Origin of the sequence: Vibrio echinoideorum (genome assembly GCF_024347455.1) — a bacterium.
Taxonomy (GTDB): domain Bacteria; phylum Pseudomonadota; class Gammaproteobacteria; order Enterobacterales; family Vibrionaceae; genus Vibrio; species Vibrio echinoideorum.
Genome location: NZ_AP025485.1, coordinates 42,880 through 66,315 on the forward strand (window position 1 = coordinate 42,880; position 23,436 = coordinate 66,315).

Annotated in this window: 15 protein-coding genes; 3 read left to right on the top strand and 12 right to left on the bottom strand. The window is 49.0% G+C overall.

Going from position 1 to position 23,436, the window contains the following annotated elements:
* Nucleotides 1-15: 15 nt before the first annotated feature.
* Together traI and traD are read right to left on the bottom strand one after the other, a co-directional pair.
* Entirely contained in the window at nt 16-5,793 is a 5,778-nt protein-coding gene (gene traI / locus OCV36_RS25170; RefSeq protein ID WP_135458883.1) for a conjugative transfer relaxase/helicase TraI, read from the bottom strand.
* A gap of 300 nt (nt 5,794-6,093) precedes the next feature.
* Nucleotides 6,094-8,187, bottom strand: coding sequence for a type IV conjugative transfer system coupling protein TraD (traD, locus tag OCV36_RS25175; protein WP_135458881.1), 2,094 nt, complete (start codon nt 8,185-8,187; stop codon nt 6,094-6,096).
* A 149-nt stretch (nt 8,188-8,336) separates the two neighbouring features.
* Between traD and OCV36_RS25180 the strand changes: the two genes are divergently transcribed.
* Nucleotides 8,337-8,936 carry a DUF2913 family protein gene (locus tag OCV36_RS25180; protein WP_135458878.1) on the top strand — a complete coding sequence of 200 codons (600 nt, stop codon included), beginning with the start codon at nt 8,337-8,339 and terminating at the stop codon, nt 8,934-8,936.
* A gap of 176 nt (nt 8,937-9,112) precedes the next feature.
* Nucleotides 9,113-9,520: an H-NS family histone-like protein gene (locus OCV36_RS25185; protein WP_017085507.1), complete on the top strand. Its 408-nt coding sequence runs from the start codon at nt 9,113-9,115 to the stop codon at nt 9,518-9,520.
* A gap of 580 nt (nt 9,521-10,100) precedes the next feature.
* Here the strand turns inward: OCV36_RS25185 and OCV36_RS25190 are convergent.
* From OCV36_RS25190 to OCV36_RS25235, 10 genes are all read right to left on the bottom strand, one after another.
* Nucleotides 10,101-11,999: an Ig-like domain-containing protein gene (locus OCV36_RS25190; protein WP_261887544.1), complete on the bottom strand. Its 1,899-nt coding sequence runs from the start codon at nt 11,997-11,999 to the stop codon at nt 10,101-10,103.
* Between the two features lie 11 nt (nt 12,000-12,010).
* Complete coding sequence (locus tag OCV36_RS25195; RefSeq protein WP_135458934.1) at nt 12,011-12,604, bottom strand: porin family protein; 594 nt, start codon at nt 12,602-12,604, stop codon at nt 12,011-12,013.
* A gap of 686 nt (nt 12,605-13,290) precedes the next feature.
* Nucleotides 13,291-13,845, bottom strand: coding sequence for a hypothetical protein (locus tag OCV36_RS25200; RefSeq protein ID WP_135458932.1), 555 nt, complete (start codon nt 13,843-13,845; stop codon nt 13,291-13,293).
* Nucleotides 13,846-13,923: 78 nt separating this feature from the next.
* A complete protein-coding gene (locus tag OCV36_RS25205) occupies nt 13,924-16,728 on the bottom strand; it encodes a conjugal transfer protein TraG N-terminal domain-containing protein (RefSeq protein ID WP_135458930.1) in 2,805 nt (934 codons plus the stop codon).
* Nucleotide 16,729: 1 nt separating this feature from the next.
* Entirely contained in the window at nt 16,730-18,136 is a 1,407-nt protein-coding gene (locus OCV36_RS25210; protein WP_016790720.1) for a conjugal transfer protein TraH, read from the bottom strand.
* Entirely contained in the window at nt 18,133-18,549 is a 417-nt protein-coding gene (gene trbB, locus OCV36_RS25215) for a type-F conjugative transfer system pilin assembly thiol-disulfide isomerase TrbB (RefSeq protein WP_016768055.1), read from the bottom strand. Before trbB ends, OCV36_RS25210 begins: the two co-directional genes overlap by 4 nt.
* Nucleotides 18,550-18,633: 84 nt before the next feature.
* Nucleotides 18,634-19,413 carry a type-F conjugative transfer system pilin assembly protein TraF gene (traF, locus tag OCV36_RS25220; protein ID WP_016790719.1) on the bottom strand — a complete coding sequence of 260 codons (780 nt, stop codon included), beginning with the start codon at nt 19,411-19,413 and terminating at the stop codon, nt 18,634-18,636.
* Between the two features lie 4 nt (nt 19,414-19,417).
* Entirely contained in the window at nt 19,418-21,115 is a 1,698-nt protein-coding gene (traN, locus tag OCV36_RS25225; RefSeq protein ID WP_135458927.1) for a type-F conjugative transfer system mating-pair stabilization protein TraN, read from the bottom strand.
* Entirely contained in the window at nt 21,112-21,807 is a 696-nt protein-coding gene (trbC, locus tag OCV36_RS25230; protein WP_135458925.1) for a type-F conjugative transfer system pilin assembly protein TrbC, read from the bottom strand. The genes traN and trbC overlap by 4 nt, the downstream gene beginning before the upstream one ends.
* A 140-nt stretch (nt 21,808-21,947) precedes the next feature.
* Entirely contained in the window at nt 21,948-22,505 is a 558-nt protein-coding gene (locus OCV36_RS25235) for a hypothetical protein (protein WP_102466537.1), read from the bottom strand.
* A 122-nt stretch (nt 22,506-22,627) separates the two neighbouring features.
* On the opposite strand from OCV36_RS25235, the gene OCV36_RS25240 reads away from it, so the two are divergent.
* Complete coding sequence (locus OCV36_RS25240) at nt 22,628-22,924, top strand: hypothetical protein (RefSeq protein ID WP_135458923.1); 297 nt, start codon at nt 22,628-22,630, stop codon at nt 22,922-22,924.
* The last annotated feature ends 512 nt before the right edge of the window (nt 22,925-23,436 follow it).

Genomic DNA, 23,436 nt, shown 5'->3' on the forward strand with positions numbered 1-23,436 from the left:
CTGGCTACCCTTATATTATCGCTCTAACTCTCTGTCGATTTCTCTGTCTTCCCAATGGCTCTCTTTCTCTGAGTGATTCAATGCCATCTCTTGTTGAGGTGAATATTCTTTTGGCTCAAAGTGGTCGAGCGATTGGCTGTCGGTTTCTTTTTTCTCATTATAGTTGAGGGTGTCTAGTTCGCTCTCTTGATGAGAAGTGTGCGTCTCATTTAATTCAAGGCTATGTGCGCTGTTATCTCGATCTAGTTTATCAATGCACGATTTAATGTCCTCTTTAAGATTATCATCTGACATGAATTGAATGTCTCGACCATTAAAGTTCTCGACGATTTTCTCAATGTTGTTCGGGTTTAAATCGTGGTTGCCGTGATTTAATACAATAATGATGTTCTGTCTCAGTTCATCGGTAGAGATGTTTTGAATATCGTTCTTATGATTGACATTGATAATATCAATCTGTCCTTGGGTTTGGTCTCGAATTAAGAAAGAGTTCTCAATCGAGGTACTGATGATGGTGGTGTTTAAATTCTCTCCTTGATGGAATTGGGTTAATTGTTTGGACTTTGTGCCTAGGGTTCTTGGGTTAATATCTAGGGAGGTGTCTTTATTTCCTTGAGTGTCTAAATAGGTCACTTCAATGGCTTTAGTTTCACCTTCTTTATTGTGGATGTTGGTTAACATCGCAGGATGAAGAGATCTATCTTCGGATGAATAGACCGCTGGGTGGAACTTAACCTGGTTATTTTCAATGTTATTGACACCGAGCTTGTTTAAGTACGTTTGGGCCAACGTGTTATCCATCGGTAAGCTTTGATTGATATAATCTTTAGCCCGCTCTTCAAACTGCGCAATATGCCTTGGGGTGGTGTTCAGTAATTTGTCGTGTTTATTGTTTTCCTCCAATTGATATTTATCTGGCTCATTGAGCATCTTGTGCGCTTCATTCATCGCGGCTTTATAATTCATTTCATTATGACTCATGATTAGGTTAATCAATGCGCCTTTTTCGCCCGTGGTGTAGTCTTTAAAATACCCTCGATGCTCTCCGGTTAAGGTCACTTTAATGGCGGATTTACCAATGCCAAAGGTTAAATAATCCCGGTCTGATTTGGATTGATTCGGCTGGCCTAATAACTGAATGGCGAGGCTTTCGGTGTATTTGGGTAGTTGCGTATTGATGTGCTCCTTAAATGTGTTGTAGTCAAAGTCACCGCTTTTATTTTGGAATCGGACGTCCTCGTGAGGGAGGGCATTACGGTTAAAGTAAGTGGTGTCTTTGGGTGGGATTTGGTTAAGGGTTTCTATCGCACTGGCTTTATGGCTCTCTTTAGAAAGCCAGCTTTTGACCAGTTGTTTTGTGTTGTCGGTATAGAGCCGAATGTGCTGACTGGCACGAGTCACATCGATACCGGCGCGTCTTAAGTTGGTCAGTGCGCCTTTGCTTTGTATCGCGCTAATGACGTGTTGATAGGTGGACCCTTGCGCCATGTCTGCGGTTCGACTGTAGGCATAGTCCCAGTGCCCGTCTTTAAGCGCATTAGGGTTAAGGTTGAGTGTTTGTCCTGTCTTAGATTGAGCGATAACACGGTCTGTAGTCGCTTGCGTGATGCGGTACTCCACGTTGGCTTTAATGCTGCGCTCTTTATCGGTAAAACGGGTGATGATTTTATCGCCGGTTGAAAGTGGCTTTTCTGACGTAGAGAACAGGGTGGTGAAACGGTGATCACGGTTACGCGGTAAGAACGGCCTTGTCTTACCTGTACTCGCGTCTTGAAGTGTTACTACGCCATGCTCAGAATCTACGTGAGTGATTGCCGCGTACTCACCGGGCTTGGTGCTCAGTATCAAGCCTTTTTGATACGGCATCATGGTGGTGAGCTCTTCCCCGGTCGCGCCGATTGAGCGTAGCCTCGTTGCGATGACGTTCTCTTTGCCTAGCTCACTCTTTTTCATCAAGCCGACACGGATGTGTTCGGTGATGGTGTCTCGCTCCTGGTTGGTGTACGCGATAATCAGTGTGTTGTCTCGCGTTTCAGGGGTGCGCTCTAAATAGTCTTTGGCGACCACATAAGGCAGCTTCTCTGTGGCGGTGAGCTGCGCTCTGCGTCGGTCTTTGTCGTTTTCATCCAGCGTAGAAATGACATGCTGGCGGTTGCCTTGGGTATCAGGGGCTTGCTGCTGGAGTTTATCTAGGGCGCTGAGCGGCTGTTTATCAATGGTGTTTTGCTGTGCGTTGTGCAAGGTGTCATTTTGTGGACGTACCATATCGGTCATGTAAGCGGTATCGATGCGGCCTTGGCTTATGGCCAGATCAAAGGGTTTACCGGCACTGAGTGATAAAAGCTGCTCTTTATCGCCCAATTTGGCTGTTTTGGACTGACTGTCATTGACCAGCTTTGTGAACTCATCGGCTTGCTTGTTGCTGACCATGGAGCTTTCATCGAGAAAGAACAAGGTGTGTTGGTAGTCGCTGGCATCGCGGTTTCCTTGTCGGATGTCAGAGAGTAAACTTTCCAGGGTTTGCGCTTTCACGCCTTTGCTTTCGAGCTCTGCTACCGCAGCGTGAGTGGGCGCAAGCCCAATCACGTTTTGCTCTGGTTGCTGGCTGGCTTCTTTCACTAACTGGATAAGTTCCATGTTGGATTCAAGCATGGTGGATTTACCTGTACCGGCTAACCCTTGGATGGCCACAAAGCTGTCTTTGGTGGTTGAGATAAGGGTGATGGCGTCCTTTTGCCCTTGAGTTAGGCGAGGCTTGGTGTCGAGAAAGTCTTGCACCTGCTTAGGCGTTGCAAAAGGTTGATGTTGGTCTTTACCATCATCGATGTTTTGCAAGATGCGCTTTTCAGTCTCCAGCGCGGCTTGCGTCGTCCAGCGTGTGCCGTCACTGTACTCTGCAGAGAGGGTGTCGCTGCGTTTAGTCAGCTCTGTTTCAACCTGCTCTTTGGTAATAGAGCCTCCGGCTTCTTCAAAGGCGTAACGCACCGCTTCCACTACTAAGGCTTTTTGGCTAAACGCCGCTTCTCGCTCTGAGAGGTGGTTCAGGGCAAAGCTGACCGCTTTTTCGATGAGTGGGGCGTTTTGCGATTTGGCCAGTGCTGACAGCGCCTGACTGACATCCTGCTTTAGTAAATCTTGGGTGGCGTCGTTTAGGTAGCGGTCGTTGACGTTTTGCGTCTGCAGTACGCGCTCAATGGCTGACGGGGAAACCTGCTCTTTTTCAAGTGCGCTTTGGGCTTTGTCCTGTTTGTCGGTGAAGATATCAAGGCGCTCTGTTTTTTCAGTCAGGTCGTTTATCAGGGGCTTAGATAGGGTAAATGCTTTGCCTGACAGTAAAGTATGGGCTTTTGGCTCAATATGGTGGGCGCCGTGAACGTAGTCGTATTGCAGCGGCGCGTCTTTTAGGCTCTCTAAGTTGACGCGCTGCGTTTCCCCTTTGCTCTCAAGCGTGAGGCTTTCTTTGTCAAGGTGAGTGACAAGGTAGCTTTGGTTCGCGTCCAAGCCCGCAGGGAAGTGTTTGCCTAGCGTTTGAAGGCGTTCGCCTTGGGCGATATTGAGACTTTGCGGTTTATTGATTTGCATCTTCATGTGCCTAAAGGCGCGACTGGACGGGTCAAAGGTGTGTGATTGTCCATCGCGTTGACTGAGTGCGGTCATGGTGTTGCTCTCTTTGTCGATACTGGCGATGACAAAACTCTGAGGTTTGTTTTTCTCCCAGTGGGTGAGTGTCATGCCTGGTTTGTAGTGTTGAACGAGGGGTTGTTGCGCTTTAGAGAGGTAGTGAGGTACTTGAGTAAATAGGGTGGTTTCGTGTCTGGCGAGGGCGCCGGTATTTTTCAGTTGGCCCCGTATCGCTTCGGTTAACCGCCGCTGCTCGACGCTGGAAGTGGCAATCACTTGCGTGTTGGCTTTATCGGGGAGGCCTGAGTACACCCGCGCTATCCTATCGGTATCATTGTCATGCAGTTTCACGTGGGTATGGCTGGCTCGCTTGCCAACCCAAGAGTGACTCTCCACATTGCCTTTTTGATACAGCGAGATAGCGTTATTGGCTTTAAATCCCTGGCGGCTTGATACGCGGTTAAGCATCACTACTTTACTGCTCGATTGTTTGGCTTTATCGGTGAGGGCCAACAATTCATTGGCGCTCATCTTATTGGCGCCATCGATGAGCAAGACGTCTTTATTGGTCAGCGGCGTATCGCTTTGCAATAAGCTGTGGGTGGTGTGGCGCTGCTCTGGTGAAAAGAGCTGACCAACCCAAGCGCTGAGTGTTTGACTCTTACGCTGTACGCTCTCCATGCCCTCTGTCTTGGCTTTCACGCTTTGGGAGACCAATTGGACACGCTTACCGCTGTGATTGCCTACATTGAGTAGCTGCTGCGCAATGCTTTGTGATGAGCCGTGTACATTCACCACATGGAACTGTTTGGTGGAGTGGTACAGGTCAGTCAATAGGCGCTGCTGGCTTTCAGGGATAGCGAGCTTGTTGAGCGTGTTGGATTCAACGTGTTTACGCATGTGATGCGCCCGTCCTTGTGTGCTGTCGATAAGCGCTTTCTCGTTATCAATTAAGCCTTTGGTGGTGTATTGCCCTTTTTGACTGAGTCCTATCAAGTCGCCTTGTTTAATCATTTCATCCGCGACTTTTTTGATATCAAGGGCGTTGAGTTGCACGCCGCCTTTGGTGAACTCTGAGGCGGTGAGTTCAATGATTTTTTCAAGGTGTAACGCGGTGCTGTATTGCCCTAGATGGTCAATGGCTCTGCTGATGGCGGCTTTGGTTTCACCAAGTGGTGGGGTGTTTTGCGCTTCTTTTACTTGTTGCGCCATGGTGACAAGCTCTTCGGGCTCATACCCTTGCTCTTTTACGGTGCTTTGCCACTGTTTGTTGAGGCTGTCACTGCTCTGGTAGGTTTTGCTTTTACGAGTATCGAGGTTGGCTACGTCTTTCGCCGCGCGCGAGTCAAAGCCTAAATCGAGTGTGCGTTGGTCAATTTGTTGTTTGCGAGTGGACGACGCATCAAGAATAGGCTGAGGGACACCGCTGATTTCGAACTGACCGTTGCCGACGCCTCGCGTGGAATAACCGAGTGTTTCTGCCTCTTTAGCTAATTGGCTCTGGTACAAGATACCGTAGTATTTTTGGAAGTTGTAAATGCGCTCGCCAGTGCCGTTAATCACGCCCCCTTTTTGTTTTAGGCTGGATGCAAGCGTGCGAAGTTTTCCTTCTTGATCGCGCGTCATGTTAGCGGCTAGCGCGTGAGAGTGGACCTGTGGGTCGTTTTCACGGCTGGTCTTATGGCGCACGACTGCGAATATCATCGAGTCGGTGTTGTGAAACTCGCGTGCTCCCTCTTTGTTGATGGTAGTTAATTGTGCCACGTCTTTTTCTAGTTCTGTTAAGGCGAACTTCACTGCGTTATTGTGCGCTTCAATAAGTCGATGGTCGCCACTTACAAGCGCAAGAACGCTGACGGTTTTAGGTGCAGAAAAGGTCAGGTCGAAGCCCGATTTATGATCATTTCGTTTCCCTTTAATGGTTTCACCACCCAGGTTGCCAGAGAGCACCGACTCTAGGGGGGCTTGCTCTACGGGCTTTCCCGCCAGTCCCGCTTCGATGGCCAGCTTGCCATGCCAGAAGGTGTTTTCTCCCTGGCCTTTTTCCTTGAGGTAATAGTTATCGCCCACGTCTTTTTCTAAAGAGACGTCAGGTAGGTCTTTGGGGGTTTCTTCGGTGAGGTAATATTTGGCAGCGCCAGAAGCGGATTTCAATGGGCTAATAGAAAGCATGAGTATTTTCCTTGTGCAACGCAAATCGCCGCTAGCAGCAAAACTGAGCGGTGGTAATAACGGGAGACGGAATTACAAAGCCTTGCCATTGCAAGGCTTTGAATAGTGATGATTCGAGATGATAAGGCTCTATGTACGTTTTTAGTGCACTATAACTAAATGTTTAGTAGTAACTAAGATTGAGTCAGTGCACTTTTTGACACGATGAATCTAGACAAACTCGGTAACATGAAAATATCTAATAGACTTGGGATGCAATGACCTATTTCTGTCTTGTGTGGCTATCGACTATTTGGTGCGCTATTCAACCATATCGCCCGCTTCCATCTCTATTTCCGGCGAGATGGCTTGCTCTTCAATGGTGCGTTGCGCTTGCGCTTGCTCCTGGTACTCGTGATTGTCTTGAGCTTTTGACTCGACCATCGCTTGCACGGTGTCACTTTGCATCACTTCTTTCATTTGGCTTGCCTCGTTGAGCATCTCTTCTTTTGAATCGAACTTGGCTTGTTGCAGGTCGAGAAGGGGTTGCCGCTCTTCTTTAGATAGGTGAAGGCTCGGTGCGACGCTTTCGTAGTAGGTGGCTTGGGCATAGGCCTCCTGCATAGGCTGTGACAATGTCACGCTACGTTTTTTGAAAGAAGGGCAGATGTCTTTCATGACATCGAACTCCAAATCCAGTTTAGTGATGAGATCGACACCTGGCGTGCGTAAGTAACACTGCAAATCATCCAAAGCTTGGATTTCACTCGGCGAGACCACCGGTCTTGTGACCGTTTGATGGCCCAATGACACGCCATCACGCAGCGTGTTCGCACCGTACGACACGTTTTCTTTAGAAATATCGACTTCTTGCTCCCCCAAGTCTTTGGAAGAGATTTGCGCCATTTGTGCGGAAGGAGCACGAAAGAAAAAGCGCGTGTTCAACAAATCAAACATCTCATCGGCGGCGTTCTTGCCATAGGTTTTCACCAACTGCGCGTACGATTGGATACCAATTAAGTAGCACCCGCCAAATTTTCGCACTTCGGCTATGATGGACCCCAATTCTGGCAGTTTGTGAAGGCTGGGCATTTCATCCATCAAGACCCAAATGCGGCGGTCTTCATCGGCTTCTAATCCTAAAATGGCGTTGGACGCGATAGCCAACCACATGGAGATGAGCGGCCTAAGTGACGCATGCTGCTGCGCGTTACTCGATAAGAACAAAAACCCGGTCTGCTTATCGTCTTGCACCCAGTCTGTAATAGAAAACTTCTTCTGCAGCGCTTGGTCTCGATGCTTATCATCAAGACCGTCTAAAAAACGCATGCTTTTCATGTAGGTGGCCAACACCGATTTAATGGAAATCGCGGTTTTCTTGATGTCCTTCGATGCCAGGGCGGCCGCCTCGGTGCCTTCAAGAAAATTACCTAACGCTTCAAGCTCACTGGTCAAAATTAAACTCAATAGGCGTGCGGTCGTCGCGGGTTTATTGTCCTGGCTCATGCGAAAGGCGGTGGATGAAAAAATGGTGCGCGCTGAGTCAACCCAAAATGGATCGCCATCGCCGTGTTGTGGGATGAGGGCCGCCGCCATGTTCTCAAAGTCGGGGGCGTCTTTCGCGTCGCACCACACGTCCCAATTCGCGCATCGAGCATCAAACGGATTCAATATGACGTCGGTCTCAGGGCGATAAAACTTACTGGTGAACACACACCCTTTGTCGTAAATGATGGCTTTGTCGCCACGCGCTCGTATCCATCGCACCAGTTTGCGGATCATCACTGATTTACCCGAGCCCGTGGTGCCATCGATGAGCAGATGTTGCACCTCAAACGATTGTTTGAGCAGCGCATGGCCATCAATCTTAAATTTAGAAATGGTGCCATCGCCATAACCGCGTTTACGGTTCACTTTCGCGCGCTTAATTTGCATCTTAGTTAAGACTTGTGGCTCAACCAGGCGAAAACCACGCACATGAAAGTCTTCACTCTGTTTCTCGCCTTGCTCTTTGAAAAAACGCTGCAGCAGATAAAAGATGAAGAATCCGACCAACATCGAAATGAGGTAATAGACTTGGAAGTTTCGCCACACCTCGGCGTGAATATCGAGAAGCACGACATTTTCAAGCTGAGACGCGAGCGTGGACTGGTAGCGCTCACCGTCCCACACTGTGGTCACCAAGCTGTCTAATGGTTTGCCGAACTTAGCGTATAAAATGTTCCGCCAGTAATAGAACTCCCCCCAAAAGGCGTGACGCGGAGCTTGCCACAGTGTCAGGGCGAGGGTAGCCAATAACATCCCAAAACCAATGAACTTGATGAGGGTGTTGTTGACTTGAAATAACATTCGAATGGAATGGAAGGTGACTTGGCCACCTCGGGTAAAATGGTTACTTTTCTTACGGGTACGCATCGTCGCTCCTTATTTAAGAGTTGGCGTTGAAGGTAAAGTGGTGAAATGAACGTGTTCACTGCCATTCAAAGGAAAGGCTGTGCTTACGCCATGATTTTCATTGGGGATTTGATACACTGTGCGACTGATTGGATAAACAGAGCGCTTTGATGAGTCAAAATTTAAAACACTACCTAGCTCTGGATGAGCTGGTTACCCATTCACTGCTGACGCTCTATTGCACCATGAGTCAGCAAGGCGGGTTTTGGACGGTCAAGAAACGCAATGCCTTCTTGGTGAAATACCTCAAACCGAAAGTAAAGCAGGCTCATTTCTCTGTGTGCAAAAACGACCTAAAAACCATGCTCACTATTGGTCGCCAAACCAGAGGCAATCTTGAGCAAAAGTTGTGGACGGTCAATCAACTGAACCTTGAGTATCAGGCTCGATTGTCACAGGCGGATGAACTCTATCTCATGCTGACAGACCTCAATGAGCAGCACCAGTTTCCTTCCAAGCTCGACCATCCCGACAAAGCGAGCGAAGAGGAGATCTTGTACATGACCCAGTCAGAAATTGAAGAAGGGTTTGATAAAGACAATAACCAAATCAAACCCTTGGTGATGACTGTCAAAACGACGCGCCTCAAAGCGCTGATTGAGGCCGTGCAAGCCCAAGGTGTCTATCGCGTAGAAATCGAGCATGTGGATGATCATGAAGTGATTCACTTACTCTTGCATCGCATTTCCTCCCCCAAAAGTGAGTGGTAAGCGCGTTGTTGGACAATGACCTCTTTATTTCTCCCCCTCTGTGCCATCTAAGCTTTTATATGAGACCCAGTTAACAAAGCATCACTACTTTCAAATGAATTTTGACACACACTTCGACAAGCATTATATATGCAGCCGCTTAGTCATATAAAAACTCAACAATAAATAGGCTTAACATGAACCCAATGATTAAAACGTTACTGAACATTCGCACTTTGCGAGCATTCTCTCGAGAATTAACTTTTGAGCAGCTTGAAGACGCACTGGATAAATTAACAACCGTGTATCTGGAACGCCAGGAAAGCGAAGAAGCTGAACGTGAAGCGCGCGCAGAAAAAGAGGCCAAAGTGGCTGAAATGGCAAAACAAATGTCAGAGAGTGGAATAGGGGTAGAGGACTTACTGGCAGCGCTCTCTGGACAGCCAAAAACAAAAAAAATTCGTCAATCAAGACCCGCGAAATACCAATACACTGATGAGAGCGGCACTGAAAAAACATGGACAGGACAAGGTCGCACACCTGCGGCCATTCAAACGAAATTAGATGCGGGTCAATCCATTGATGATTTTTTGATTAAGCGCTAGTTTCCTTTTACTCAAACAATGGCTTACTTATCATAGCCAGGCCTGCTGGGCTTATTTATCACGAGAGATAAGCCCACAATGACCCAACATTTCGACGAGAATGATACCTTACTGAAGTCAGAGACGGTATTTATGAAAGGGCTCGGAGACGCCAAAAAAAGCGCCGAAATATGACCATAATACGAATAAAATACCATTAATGAGCTTCTAGCATTTAAACGAATAGGGGGGCTGTACCTATTTCAGAGGAAAGTCCAATGTGAGTCGCCACCCCTTTATTTCTAAGGGCTGAATGTTGAAGGCTGTTTCTTAGGCCATCTCTTATGGCGTCATGTTACTTGGTAATTAAGGTACGACAGAATCGCTTGGTGATCACACTTGAAGCCAATCATCTGAAACACGTTTTTGGACAAAACCTTGCAAGTTCTTTTGCTAAATTAGAAAACCATCAATAACTACAGGTATGGCAAATTTACTTGTGAAGAGCTAGTGCGATGAGTAACATCGCACTAGCAAAAGTATTGGTTTAGGTGCGTATTAAGTGACGTTACGTTAAATGCTCACCTAATCCATCAGTACGCTAAACTATCACATAAGGACTTGAGACGCAGGATGCGTAGCGCTTGGAGCTCGAAAAGCTAGAGACAACGACGCCTTCGCCCAGGTTTACGTCGTAATGGATACCAGCAGCATAAGTAGTCGCCGACCAATAGCTGAGGATGGTCGGCCAACCGCGCGCGGTAAACATATTACCAGATACGTCGGATAGCTCATTTTTTAACTCGTCTCTTTTTGCTAAATGCCAGTTCGTTCGTCCGCCGAGTTTATAGGTGTTATAGCTATCGCACAGTAGAGATGCATTATTCTGGTCGAATTGGTAAAAACTACCCTCAGGGCCGTAAGTGTCGTCTGTAGATAAAATACCGTTATTAGCACTACCGCCAATGCTGTCTAGGTAAGCCACTGATGGTGAACTGGTAAATAACTTACCATTACCTGTATCGAAGATATCAATACATGCACCCGCCAAATCAGCACATATACTCACACCCACCGGACTACTGGTCACACCATCTTTGCTGGCTGTGAGTGTCGTACTGCCCTCCTCAACACCTGTCAATAAACCATCTGATGACACGGTAGCCTTATCCGTATCGATAGATGTCCACGTCGCTGAGCTAGAGATGTCAAAAGTCGTCACATCACTGAATGTCGCCATTGCCACCAACTGCTGAGTTTGACCTTTCTGAATATTCACAGGCGAAGGCGTTACTTGAATCGATGTGATAAAGGCAAGCCTGACGGTTACGTTAACCGGACTACTGGTCTTACCATCCTTACTGGCCGTGAGTGTCGTATTACCCGCTTCAACTGCAGATAATAAACCGGTTGGTGACACGGTAGCCGTATCCGTATCGATAGATGTCCACGTCGCTGAGCTAGAGATGTCAAAAGTCGTCATATCACTGAATGTCGCCATCGCCACCAACTGCTGAGTCTGACCTTTCGGAATATTCACAGACGAAGGCGTTACTTGAATCGATGTGATAAAGCCAGGCGTGATGGTTACGTTAACGGTATTACTGGAATAACCACCTTTGCTGGCCGTGAGTGTCGTATTACCCGCTTCAACTGCAGATAATAAACCGGTTGGTGACACGGTAGCCGCATCCGTATCGATAGGTGTCCACGTCACTGAGCTAGAGATGTCAGATGAAGTCATATCACTGTACGTCGCTGTTGCAGTTAACTGTTGAGTCTGACCTTTCGTAATACTCACAGACGAAGGCGTCACTTGAATGGCAGTAATGACCGCCCCAGTAACATTTACCATCACCATGTTACTGGTCACACTATCCTTCGTGGCCGTGAGTGTAGTATTACCCGCTTCAACCGCAGATAATAAACCGGTTGGTGACACGGTAGCCGCATCCGTATCGATAGGTGTCCACGTCACTGAGCTAGAGATGTCAGATGAAGTCATATCACTGTACGTCGCTGTTGCGGTTAACTGTTGAGTCTGACCTTTCGCAATATTCACAGGCGAAGGGGTTACTTGAATGGCAGTAATGAACGCTGCCGAAACATTCACGTCCACCGTATTACTGGTGATGCCATCTTTGGTGGCCATAAGTGTAGTATTACCCACTTCAACCGCAGATAATAAACCGGTTGGTGACACGGTAGCCGTATCCGTATCGATAGGTGTCCACGTCACTGAGCTAGAGATGTCAGATGAAGTCATATCACTGTACGTCGCTGTTGCGGTTAACTGTTGAGTCTGACCTTTCGCAATATTCACAGGCGAAGGGGTTACTTGAATGGCAGTAATGAACGCTGCCGAAACATTCACGTCCACCGTATTACTGGTGCTGCCATCTTTGGTGGCCATAAACGCACCTTCTGAATTACAGCCGCTTAATAGAATTAGTAGCGGTAAAACCACAAGGGCAAGAAAACCTTTAAAAAATGGATTCATAACAATACGACCTAGTCTTGAAACTGAACGTTGGAGGAATCAACTCGCGCGGGTTGAGTAGTCTGCCCAAAGGTATAAGCAAGGCTTACCAACGCTGCGTGGCTATCGTATTTTCCGGTGTTTGATTTACCTAGACCATCAATGTACTGATAGCCGACGGATAAACTGAAACTCGGCGTAAAGACATAACTCACCCCGACCTCACCTAAAGGAGAGAAACCGGTCGCACTGAGCTTATCTGACGAAAGCGACTTTTTTTCCATATCCCAATAGGATGCACCAAGTCTCCCGTACAGACTCACGTTGTCTTGCAGATACCAATCGTAACGTAAGGCACTTTCAATTAACCACGTTTTAACATTGACCGATGTGGCATCCGCCTTTAAGTCATCATGATATTGATAGCCGACATCCCAACGCCAAGCTGGAGATAGCTGCAACCCACCATAAATCCCCCCAATCGCTCCATTTGGGTCTGAGTGTTGATAAGTATCATCGGAAGCCCATTGATACCCCCCTTGCACACCAATAAAAAACTGAGTAGACCCCGTATCGGCAAACACAGGAACACTCAACAAACTCGTCAGTAATATTATTTTTCTCATCGCCTTCACGTTATTAAGTTATTAAGTTATTAAGTTATTAAGTTATTAAGTTGTATCACTTTTAGTGATGATTTTGCAACTAAATGATGTGCAACCTTTCAAAAACGGGTGTTCATTATTCCTATTATGTAAAACCCGCGAGTTAGCCACCAGAAACAGACCTCATAGCGCCTCAAACGCTCTTAGCGAAAATTTACGACACTTAACCAAGGCAATGCACATCCAAAAGGCATTGTAAGTTTGTGACACTTTCAGAGCGATTTACAGCAAGAATTGACATCTTTTTGATTCAACCAAAGTTCATACCGAATCGACGAAAAGTACACCTTAATGGACGGTCATAAAGCAAACCAACTAAATCATTGCAACAATGATTTAGGGTTTAAGACCTACGGAGTAAGACCGAGATTGAATGATATTTGGACATAAATCGTTTAGAGCCGATGATCTAACTCTTGCGTTCCACATGCCCTGATATTGCGCAAAAACGATCAATCTTTATTGGAATCGACAACGACGGTATCTTGCATTGGTTTTCTCCAAGCGTAATCAAGCAAGCTTGGCGCCTCTTCAGTCGCCTAACTTGGGTGCCAGTGGCGGGGGGAAGAATATCTTCGTTGTTATCACCCATGAAAAAGGCACTCCGTGTGGCGTGCCTTTTTAGAGTGTGGTTGGCGTTAAGGAGGCTAGTATTTAAAGCCCACCAAACGGTGCGATTGCGGCACTTGGTCGTAACACGGGTATTTGTTTTGTAAGCCATACATAATCAAGCCTGTTGTATAACTAAACGCAGCAACACCATCAAACTCATCGAAAGCTTTTGGATCGTGTTTTAAATCTCTTTCTAATGCCTCCCAAATGATGTTCTCTATGAACTCGGTCGGGTTTTTCGCGTTGTGACTGACCGTTTTCAAGCTGCCGCCTGCTGGACAAAACCACGGCACCACATTGGTCTGGATTTGTTGGTTAATACTGCCGATGTGCGCGGCTTGCATTCCCCACAAAAACGCTTTGAGCTTAGCGTTCTGTTCGGTGCCAGGTTGGTCAAGGTAGCGGATGAAATAGGACAGGTTGTCGACCTGTTCCATCTTCTCTTGCTTATATTTTGATAAGTCATCCGATTGGTACTTGGTGTTCAGTTTCACGATAAGCTGCTCTAACGCGGGGCTTTTGTGCCACGGCTGCGCCATAGCCGGTAGGCTCACCAACACACTGAGTAAACCGCCTATTATCCATTTCATATGTCACTCCAACCCTCACCAATATAGGCACCATATTAACACAGTTTACTATGTGTTTAAATATACAGCGCTGTGTTTTTAACCATTATCTTTAGGCGGCATGAGGGGATAGCCCGCAACGGGATAATTGGCCACTTCAGTCGATTTAATGGGTGTAGTATCGACTTCCGCCTCGACTTTATTTTGCACCCCATGATTGCCTTCGACGGTCGGGGTTGGGGCCGTCTGCACCTCATTTTGCAAATGTCCCGCGTAGAGTAAAGCATTCCCTTTCACGTTATGGTAAGCACTGTCGACAAACAACTCGCCACTCTCATTGACCTTAAACATATCAGCGGCCACCTCCTGTGTTTGGGCTAACGATTGTTCAGCGCCTGTATTAGCCAGCGTTTTTTGCTCAGGCGTGAGCGTTGGCGTTTGCCCTAAGTCCTTGGGCTGATACAAAGATTTGAGCTCATTGAGTGACGTTTTTGAGGTGTTGACGCCGTATTGCTCCTGAAAGCCATCGGTACGGGTGTAGTCCTCAAAAGCGCGCCTAACGTCTTGCATGTCTTCCGGTTGACTGGCGTTCATCAAGCGGGCCATTTTTTCTGTGTCTCCACGTGTCGATTTCTCTAAATATTGCTGGAAACCGGTGATGGCACTGGCACTGAAATTCACCGTGTCGTTTTTCAATCTCGATTGCATGTGGCTTAGGCTGTCGACCTGTGCGTTCGATTCATTGACCGCGGCCGCGGTTTGTTGAGTGCGCTGCGCATTGATCGCAAAGTCGTGCGCGTATTGCTCAGCTTCACTGCGATTTTCTTTCGCATCGAGTGTGCGGCCTGCACGCTGCATCTCCGTCGCCCCTTCACTGTATTGCGAAGTCGCTTGGGCTAAGGCTTGTTTCTGCTCTGCGTTCATGTGATTGAATGACTCTCTATCCTCCTCACTCCAACTGGCACCGGCTTTGGCGCTCGTCCCAAAGAATTTCGGGGTGCCCACTTCAACGCCGGCATTTTTCGCCGCCACATACGCCTGCGCTTGATCATGCGTCCAGCCCATGGTCTCAGACACACTCTGAATCGCCGAGTCCATTTTCGAGTGGGATTGACTGATTTGCCCTTCGGTCGACATCGTTTGACCGTCGCCATAAGAGCGGTTTTTACTCCAGTTGTCGTTCCAACGGTCACTTTGCTGGAAGCCTTTCGAGAAGCTGTCGTTGAAACTGTTCATATTCTGCGTCTGCGCGGTTTTTGCGTCCGAATATTGGTCGTTGACGCTGTTTTGCAGCATGTTCGAGGCTTGCGCTTGCCATAAGGGTTTGGATTCCGCTTCCTGCGCGTTATACAGCCTGCGGCCATCTTCATTTTGTAAGCTCGTGATGCTTGACCCATCCCGCTGCTGCGCGGTGTTCATCCCGGTTCTGAGCAGCATGTTGTCATCAAACTTGTTGGCTGAGGTGTTATTGAGGCTGTGGTTTTGCATTTGCAGATTACCAAAGTCCATGTTACCGGTGGAAGACGCCGCAGAGACGCGGGCGTTGGTACTGTTGATCATCCCCGCCAGTTGGTAGTTCATGGCTTGCGCCGCGGCCACGCCCCCTTGCAATATTTTCCCCGCAAGCACTGGAATGGTCATCATCAAAAATCCGGCCATGTAGCCGTAGCGCATGTGCAGCTCATCAATCGCATTGCTGTTCGATAATGAGAGTCCTCGCATTGGATTCGCGGTCGCGCTTGAGTGCGACTCAAGTGTCCACGTCATGATCGCATTGAGTATCGCAAACAGGGCCGGCCAAGTGGCGAGGTAGGCGAACGTCTTGATGTAGTTGGTCAGAACCATCTTGGTGAGCGCCGGAATGAGCGCCGCCGCAGCGACCATGAACCCTAAACAGCTAAACAGGGTAAAGAGCATCGTATGCAACATCGGGATAAACTCTCTGGCCTGCATGCCAAGGGTCGCCCACATCGAGGTTTGTTGCATCTTGTTCGAGGTGTACGCGTAATTCATCGCACTGGCGGACGGGTCGAGGGTGTTGATGCTGTAACGCATCGCGTTCATCGCCATGTTGTGCTTGAGGACATCGACCGCGTTGTTGCTGATACCAATGAATTTCTGATAACTGTTCGACATCGCATTTTTTACGTGCGCCTTATAGGTCGACGCTTTGTCGCCGTGCAGGTAGGTCGCAATCAAATCGAGCTCAATCGCCGCGGAGGTGGTGAATTGGGCCTTGATGTCAGGGTACACCTCTTCGCAGGTTTTAAAGGTTTGGTTGAGGTCGTTGAGTATCACACCGCGCAGTGGGCTCATGTTTTTGGTATCTAAGAAAGCAAACGTGTCCGGCGCGTTCATGAGTGCGTTCCAGGTGTACTTTTTATTGATTTGGATGTCGCCAATAATGCAGTTTTGGAAAAAGTCATTCCATAACCGGCGCAGCGCCACGTCTTTTAAATCACTTTGACGCGACAACTGATACAACTCGGACCCAAACATCATGCCGGTGCGACCGTAACGCTCATCGTCGGTGGTGGTAAAAATGGACTCGATGGCGTCGGCTGTACCGACCATCATGGTCGAAAAGAACCACGTCGGCAGGGCAATGAGATAGGGCACGTTGGCCACCGAATACCCCGCCGTTGGCTCGGTCTTATCGATGACTTGCATGGTGACGGTTTGTTTTATCAACATCGAAGGCACCAGGGCGAACACAATGGCCCAAATGTAGATGTGTTTGGGGTTACGTGTCGCCACAAAGTACGCGTATGTCATCGCGGCGCCTATCATCAAAGAGATGGACATCATTGAGGCGAACGATTGGCTGACAAAAAAAGTGGCGATGGCATTGAGCGCCTTTTGTATCGCCGCGCCTTGGGTGTAAGTGTAATATTCGAGTGTCACATTAGCCTCCAAAGGACAGGTTCTGCAGCAGTTGTTTGTTGATTTTGCTCATCGCTTCCGAGTCGCTCTCTTTATACGCCTGCGTCAATTGCTCTTGGGTCAATATCACACGTTTCGCTTTGTCTGAGAGTCCATTGGTGAAGTCGCGAGCGCGGTCGATGTCTGACATGATTAAAGCGATGTCCTTGCTGTCCACTTGCGTGTGGTTCAGTGACGTGGTCACCACCGTCAGCATGTTTCTGAGGTAGCGGGTCAGCAACTCAACCGAGATGACGCGCGCGTACGCCGAAAAGTTCGGGTAACGGTTGCTTCTGACTGAGCCGATGAACACCGCCAGCACCGGCGTGTCGGTGTACTCCAAAAAGCTTTTTTGATTGTCGGTGAGCCCCGTATCATTGGCGACACTGATGTATAAGGCTTCTAACGTTTGACGAATACGCACTTCGAGCCCTTTGTCTTGCGCTAAAGTCAGCTCTTTTTTCTGCGGAGACAAACAGGCTTTCTCATCGGTGTTATCACACTTGTAATACTCAATCTTCCCCCCTTTGAGCATCGCGTCCACCAAGTTATTGTTGTCCGCTAACAAGGAGGCGTAGTATTTGGGGCGACCGTTTGCGTCATAAATATACGTCCCTGACAGGCTCATCAAAAATTCAGCCAGCGCTTTATCTCCCGCTAACCAGCCATTTTTAAGCGCCGCTGACCAAACGATGTTGTGGCTGGTCTTGGCGATGTCTTCCAACCCAGCACTGCCATCCGCGCGAGCGCGTGCGACCTGTGCGTTCGACTGACCGCCCACACCACACTCCACTTGCGCGCCGACCCAATCATCAAACACGTTGCCTTTGGTGCCGATGGTGGCGCAGACGTGCTTTTTCGCCGCCGGACCGCCAAAGGTAGCGGCCAGTCCACTGACCCCCGCCTGCGCCGCTTCACAAGAGTTGATCGACTGATTGAGAAACTTATCGGCAATGTTTTGCAGGTTGTCACGAATTTGTTTGATTTGTGGCGCCCAGACTTGAAGCGCTAAGTCGACCGCAAACGGCGCCGCGTTTTGCACCACCGCTTTGCCAAATTGCACGAGACCGTCGGCGTTGATATGAGAAAATCCCCCCATGAAGGCGTCAATCCCGCCACAACCCATTGAGACCTCGGGCAAGTGCACGCTCATGAGCTGCGCACTTTTTATGGGGGTGCGAGCATACAAAGAGCCGCCATTGTAATAATTCGCGGCTTGGCCTTTGAAAGCATTGGGGTGGGTGACATTGGCGTTGTAACCGAGACCATTAAAAAAACCGTCTAACGACGAATTGACGCCGCCGGCGTAGGAAGCGCCAGTGAGTAACCCGCTGAGCATCAAGGCGATAAGACGGGCTCGCCCTGGTGGGGTGTGGTGGGGTCGGATCATCGTATGGCCTCTAAGGTGTCGGCATCGCTTAAAATGTGGCGAATGCTGGTTTCTAACTGCACCTCCGACACATCGCCAATAGACACGCGCACAAATTTCTGAGAATTGACGTTTATCAAAAACGTCGCGGGCACCGTGATGTTGCGGGGATTGTCAAAAAACATCTGACTCACCGCGGGCGTCGCCGGAATAGGGACGGGGTAATGAGGAACGGCTTGGCCATCCAGCGAAAAGGCGTACGTCTGCAGTTGTTGCCGATGGGTCACTCGTTTGAGTTTCGGTGCAAAACGGTGGCAATAAGGGCAATCACTGCGAAAGAAGAACACCATCGCGTAATCGTCATTGGGCGCAGCCTGCACCGTAGCGAAAGGCGAAAGCAGCAAAAAGAGTAAAGTAAGGGTGCGTATCAACATGATGATGTTCTCTTGGTTTACCGTCACTCAAGGACGTGAAGGCGCAAAACAGGGGAGAGATTTGAAGCAGCAAGACTCTGCGCGCTAAAAATCGGGCGTTTGATAGTCATTGGCGACGTTGTAGAAACGACCCAACAACGCGGTTTGTGAAATAAACCCGTAAGCGAGCGGCTTCATCTCACCCGTATTGGGGTTGACTAAAATCAGGGCAGGCGCATAAGGCACCTCGACTTTGTTGTCGTTATTGCGGTTATCTCGAATACCGGAGACAAAGGTCTTATCACGCGATAATCCTAAAATCTCAATCCCGTGCGTATCGGAAAAGGCTTGCAGCGACGGGGCCAATTGCTGACTGAGACTGTCTTGGCCGTCATACACAAAGAAAAACCCCCAACCTTCGTCGCGCATGTGCGCCACGGCGTCGATTTTCTTCTCTCGTTCGAGCTTATGATAGGTGCCGCGCGCCGCAAATTCAGCCGGGCGATCTTTGAGGTAAGAGAGCTCAGGGTGTTGGAGTAACACCTTTTTGAACGTCATGCCCGTTTCACTGGTGCGCTCACCAATGTATTGGTGAAGTTGCATGACTGTCTTGAGCTTGTCCTCGTCTTTCGAATGGATGGTGGCGTCGTTGAGCGCTTCCTTGTACGTCTCATGAAACCAGTCCATCTGTTCGGTAGCGCTCATGATCCTCTTGGTGGTATTGGGCTCAAGGGGTTTTGGGGGCGGCGGGGTTAAAGTTGGGGCCGCATGGGGCTCGTTATACCACTTCCAACCTTGCGGGTTAGACGAGGCTTGGGCGCTGAACGCGCCCATCACTCCCAACATCAGGGCGACCCTCACCAAAGGGGTCGAAAAAGAGGGCATCACGTTATGGATCTCCTAAAGCACTGGATAACCGATGTTGAATTTCTTGGCTAGACGGCAAGTGGGTGTTGCTGTTCATCTCACCAAAGAAATCCGAGAAATCGATATCTTCAAAGTTAATTTGCTGCATCTGCTCTGGGGTGATCGCCCCGCATATGGGCACCTTAGCGGTGCCCAAGCTCAATCCCAGTTGGTCGCGCGTTCCTTGCTCTTGAATAATGCGCGCCAATAAGCTGTCGAACACGCAATAGGTTCTCTTCTTGCGTAAGCATTGCCCGAGCACTTTTTCTGCGCAGTAACTGCCGAGATAAATGGTCAATTTGTCATCTTTCGCTTTACCCAGGGCTTTTTCTTCTTCGCTGCACTGCGCGAGCCCCACATCGGTGCCCCAGCCGCCATCTTTGCAGCAGTCCGAAATGCCGAGCATTTTTTTGGTGCACTTCTGACCTTGCCCAGTAAAGATGAGAGGCGGATCACCGAGCCCTTCTGCCGCTTTGGCCAGCGCCGCTAAAGCCGCCGCCGATTCATTAAAATCACTGGAGGGCTCAGGCGTGCCCGCATAGCAATCACCGTCGAGACAAAAACTTTCTTCGCCACAGGTTAAGTTGGTGGCGCTGCAGCGCTTCTCTGGGCAGGATTTTTTGAGCTCTTCCTCGATGCACACGCCTTTTTGTTTGGCACTACAATGCGTCGCGGTGGTGGTGCAATCGGTCGGCAGCGCATTACACGTATTGTCCCGCGTGCATTGGTGGTTAACTTGGTACTTCCAGCAATCGAGCGTGGTGGGCACGCCATTAATACGGCGTGTGCCTCGCCCCTCTACACAGGTTTGGGACACGACTTGACACTCACTTAATAGGTTGCAATGAGTGGTCCAACGCACGGTATTTTTGATGCAGTTTCCGCCTGAAAGCGTGAAGTCAGAGCTACAACTCAGTGTCGCAGCAACAGTGGTGTTAACAAGTTTACAAGCCTGTCTTCCTTGTCCTGGCTTTAAATAATGGCCTCCGTAATTAGCCCAAGTTGAAGTGCGAAGGTGGTAACGGGTACCCTCCCAGAAAATGAAGGCAGAGCCTTGCGTACCTACTTGGAAGCCATACTTGATTCGTCCATAAAAACTCTCATAACGGCAATCTTCAGTTGGTATCACGCATAACCTCCCTTGAAGAGTTCCTCTTGAGCAACTGTAAATCACCGGAGACGTGACCGCGGTGAACGTCGGCATTTTAGTGCAAGGCACGGTGTTATTGGTCGGTTGACGACACACTTTGGGGATGTCATCGATGACGCATTGCGTCGCGTTATCACAATCGACGTATTGATTGGACAAGCCATGAGATATCTCATAAGCATTATCCTGGACCATGAGAGCAAATTCATACGCCGGATCGCTTTTCACATCCGGCTGGCCTTTATCGAAACGGGTTTGCACGGCTTGCGCCTTATCATTGGATTGATAATGAGTGCGCGCGTTCGCGTCCATATTGCCGTCGTTCAACTGAGCCTGCTCTGGGTTACGCAGATCATTGTCACACCCTTGCCCCGCGCAGTAATCCCCCACATCGAGCTTCCCCTTCGCCGTTGAAGGGATATTTTTCTGCGCGCTTTTCACCCAATCCACATTGTCGTAATAATGGTCGCCTTGGCTTGCGAATGCGCCGCTAACGATGGCCAGGCTCGCGATCAATAGAACGTGTTTCACGGCTGCCTCCTTAAGACGGCATTCACCACCTCGGGATTGTCACCACGAGCCAATTGATTCAGCGCATCGGGGATCGAGAGGTTGCCTTTAATGAGGTCATAGTCCGTTTCATTGCACGGCTGCTTGGGTAAGCACTTGCCGGATTTTACCGCCACAAACGTTGGCACTTCAGTCACCGAAAAGGTCCGAAACCACTCAGGGTTAATGGCAAAACCACTTTGAATGGGTTGGTCTGGTTGATGGGTTTTCAGTAGCGATTGAATGCGCCTTGCGGTCGCCGGAAAACCGCTTGGCAACACACCGCGTATCACCAAAGGCACTTGCCATTGCTCACTTTGTTTTAAAAGCGCGCGCAAGGACGCCTCTGGCATGGTCAAAGACACAAACACCATGACCCCCGTTGGGGCGGCTTTGGGGTTTTGCGTGGGCTGTGGAATATCAATGACGCGCTTAAGGTGTTGCGGCTTGAGCTTATCTTGCCAAAAACGTGCCATGGCTTTCGCATCAGATGCTATCTCATCGCTGGCGCGTTGCTGGGATTGAAAATGACGTTCGAGCTCGGACGGCATGGCTGTTTGCACCATTGTTTTTTCAAGCTCGGTGAACGCTTGAAGCTCTTCTTGAGTGTACGCGTGACACAGCGTCGCCGCGCACAAGGCAGCCGTGGCGACTAGGGATTTCAAGGGGGACATAAAGACCTCAAATAAATAAAAGCTCCACGCAAGCGTGGTACTCCTTTTGACAGGGCAGGCAAGCCTACCCAGCCAAAAGCGAGCTCAGGGTGAACAGCGCCAAAATGCCGGTTTTATGATGAGGGTGATAAGTAATGACATTAAATGCTCGCTGACTGAAAGACATGTTGGTACTGCTTTTTAATCTCTCCCAATGATTGATAGGCATAGGGGTGCCCCCCGTCTAGAGAGTTCCATCGCTTTCGAGGTAAATTATCATTTATCGTCTCATCATCAATACCGCATTGCCGGTAATACTCAATCAACGCGACATCCAAACACTCGCCTCGGCCATGGCACTGACTGCACCACCCTTGATCGGCCACCAGGTAGCCATAATGCTGAAACACCCCAGGCGCACAGGCATCACAAATCTGACTAGGAAGAGGGGGCTGCGTCTCGTTTTTGATGGCCTGATGGACGTCATTCGGGCTCAAGGTATAGGTAAATAAGGGTTTTAGCGCATCATTGATGAGCGCTTTTTTCTCACGTTTTCTCAGCTTGAGCGGCGCGAGTAGGGCGGATAATTCACTCTGTTGATGACGATAATTAAGCGCACCGTGAGAGAAAATCAGTCGAACACCACTTTGCTGGCACTGTGCAAAAAAAGCCGAAAGCAACGCTATCTTAGGTTTGGCGTTAATTGAAAATAATGGCACGTTATACTCCTAGATGAGTGACATCATGTGACTGAGCGTGAGCACTTTGCTGGTTTGCCTTGCCCATCGCATTGAACTAGGCTGTCTTAAAAGTCAGGATGGCGTATTACCGAGGGGGATGATTGAAAACAGAATTTACGCAACAAGACGTGGCTAAACTGCATTTTTCACACCGAGTGCTCTACCAAGGGGTTTCAAACGTCAAAGAGAAGTTGATTCACTCCAACGGCCCTCATTGGCATGTGACGACGGTTCGATTATCCGATGTAGTGGGGAGCTTAGACCCTCGATACGCAGGAAAATCGTGGCTGGCACTCTTCCCTTGTATCGATGCCCTTGATGGATTGAAGCGTGGTCATCAATACGCTCGAAAGCTTCAACAATCCCCCCTGTATTACCTTCCTGAGCATGAGAAGTGAAATGTCTCTTTTCGTAATATTGATGGCGAACTTTATATTAATGATGGCCACCACAGAACCATCATTGGCCGCGTGTTCTTAGAGGCTAATGGTTTCGAGCCCGTCTTTCACAATGTGGTGGTGGGGTATTACACTGGTGGATTCAAACATCGATTACACATTTTACCGCGGCGTCTGAAACGCCAAGGGATAAGCCTGTTCAATCGATGCTATCGACTGGTAAGACGGCGCCTCACCTCTTAACCCCCATCGCGCTTTGGGGAGCTGGCGCTCTATGGTGTCCTCCTCAATGCCGCATTGTCGATAATGCTCAATTAACGCGGCATCAATGCACGGCCCATTTTGATGACACTGACTGCACCAACTGCGTTGTGACAAAGGCTCACCATAGTGAACAAACAACCCGGGCGCGCAGCGTTGGCACAATTGGCAAGGAAAGTCAGGGGGCTCAGCGCTGTGGATGGCCGTCGAACAGGCGCTGACGCCGATATCAAACACCGACATAGGCCGAA

Excerpts from the sequence above, each read along its gene's own strand:
- traI (WP_135458883.1), bottom strand. The coding sequence starts at position 5,793 with ATGCTTTCTATTAGCCCATTGAAATCCGCTTCTGGCGCTGCCAAATAT.
- traD (WP_135458881.1), bottom strand. The coding sequence starts at position 8,187 with ATGCGTACCCGTAAGAAAAGTAACCATTTTACCCGAGGTGGCCAAGTC.
- OCV36_RS25180 (WP_135458878.1), top strand. The coding sequence starts at position 8,337 with ATGAGTCAAAATTTAAAACACTACCTAGCTCTGGATGAGCTGGTTACC.
- OCV36_RS25185 (WP_017085507.1), top strand. The coding sequence starts at position 9,113 with ATGAACCCAATGATTAAAACGTTACTGAACATTCGCACTTTGCGAGCA.
- OCV36_RS25190 (WP_261887544.1), bottom strand. The coding sequence starts at position 11,999 with ATGAATCCATTTTTTAAAGGTTTTCTTGCCCTTGTGGTTTTACCGCTA.
- OCV36_RS25195 (WP_135458934.1), bottom strand. The coding sequence starts at position 12,604 with ATGAGAAAAATAATATTACTGACGAGTTTGTTGAGTGTTCCTGTGTTT.
- OCV36_RS25200 (WP_135458932.1), bottom strand. The coding sequence starts at position 13,845 with ATGAAATGGATAATAGGCGGTTTACTCAGTGTGTTGGTGAGCCTACCG.
- OCV36_RS25210 (WP_016790720.1), bottom strand. The coding sequence starts at position 18,136 with ATGATCCGACCCCACCACACCCCACCAGGGCGAGCCCGTCTTATCGCC.
- trbB (WP_016768055.1), bottom strand. The coding sequence starts at position 18,549 with ATGTTGATACGCACCCTTACTTTACTCTTTTTGCTGCTTTCGCCTTTC.
- traF (WP_016790719.1), bottom strand. The coding sequence starts at position 19,413 with ATGCCCTCTTTTTCGACCCCTTTGGTGAGGGTCGCCCTGATGTTGGGA.
- trbC (WP_135458925.1), bottom strand. The coding sequence starts at position 21,807 with ATGTCCCCCTTGAAATCCCTAGTCGCCACGGCTGCCTTGTGCGCGGCG.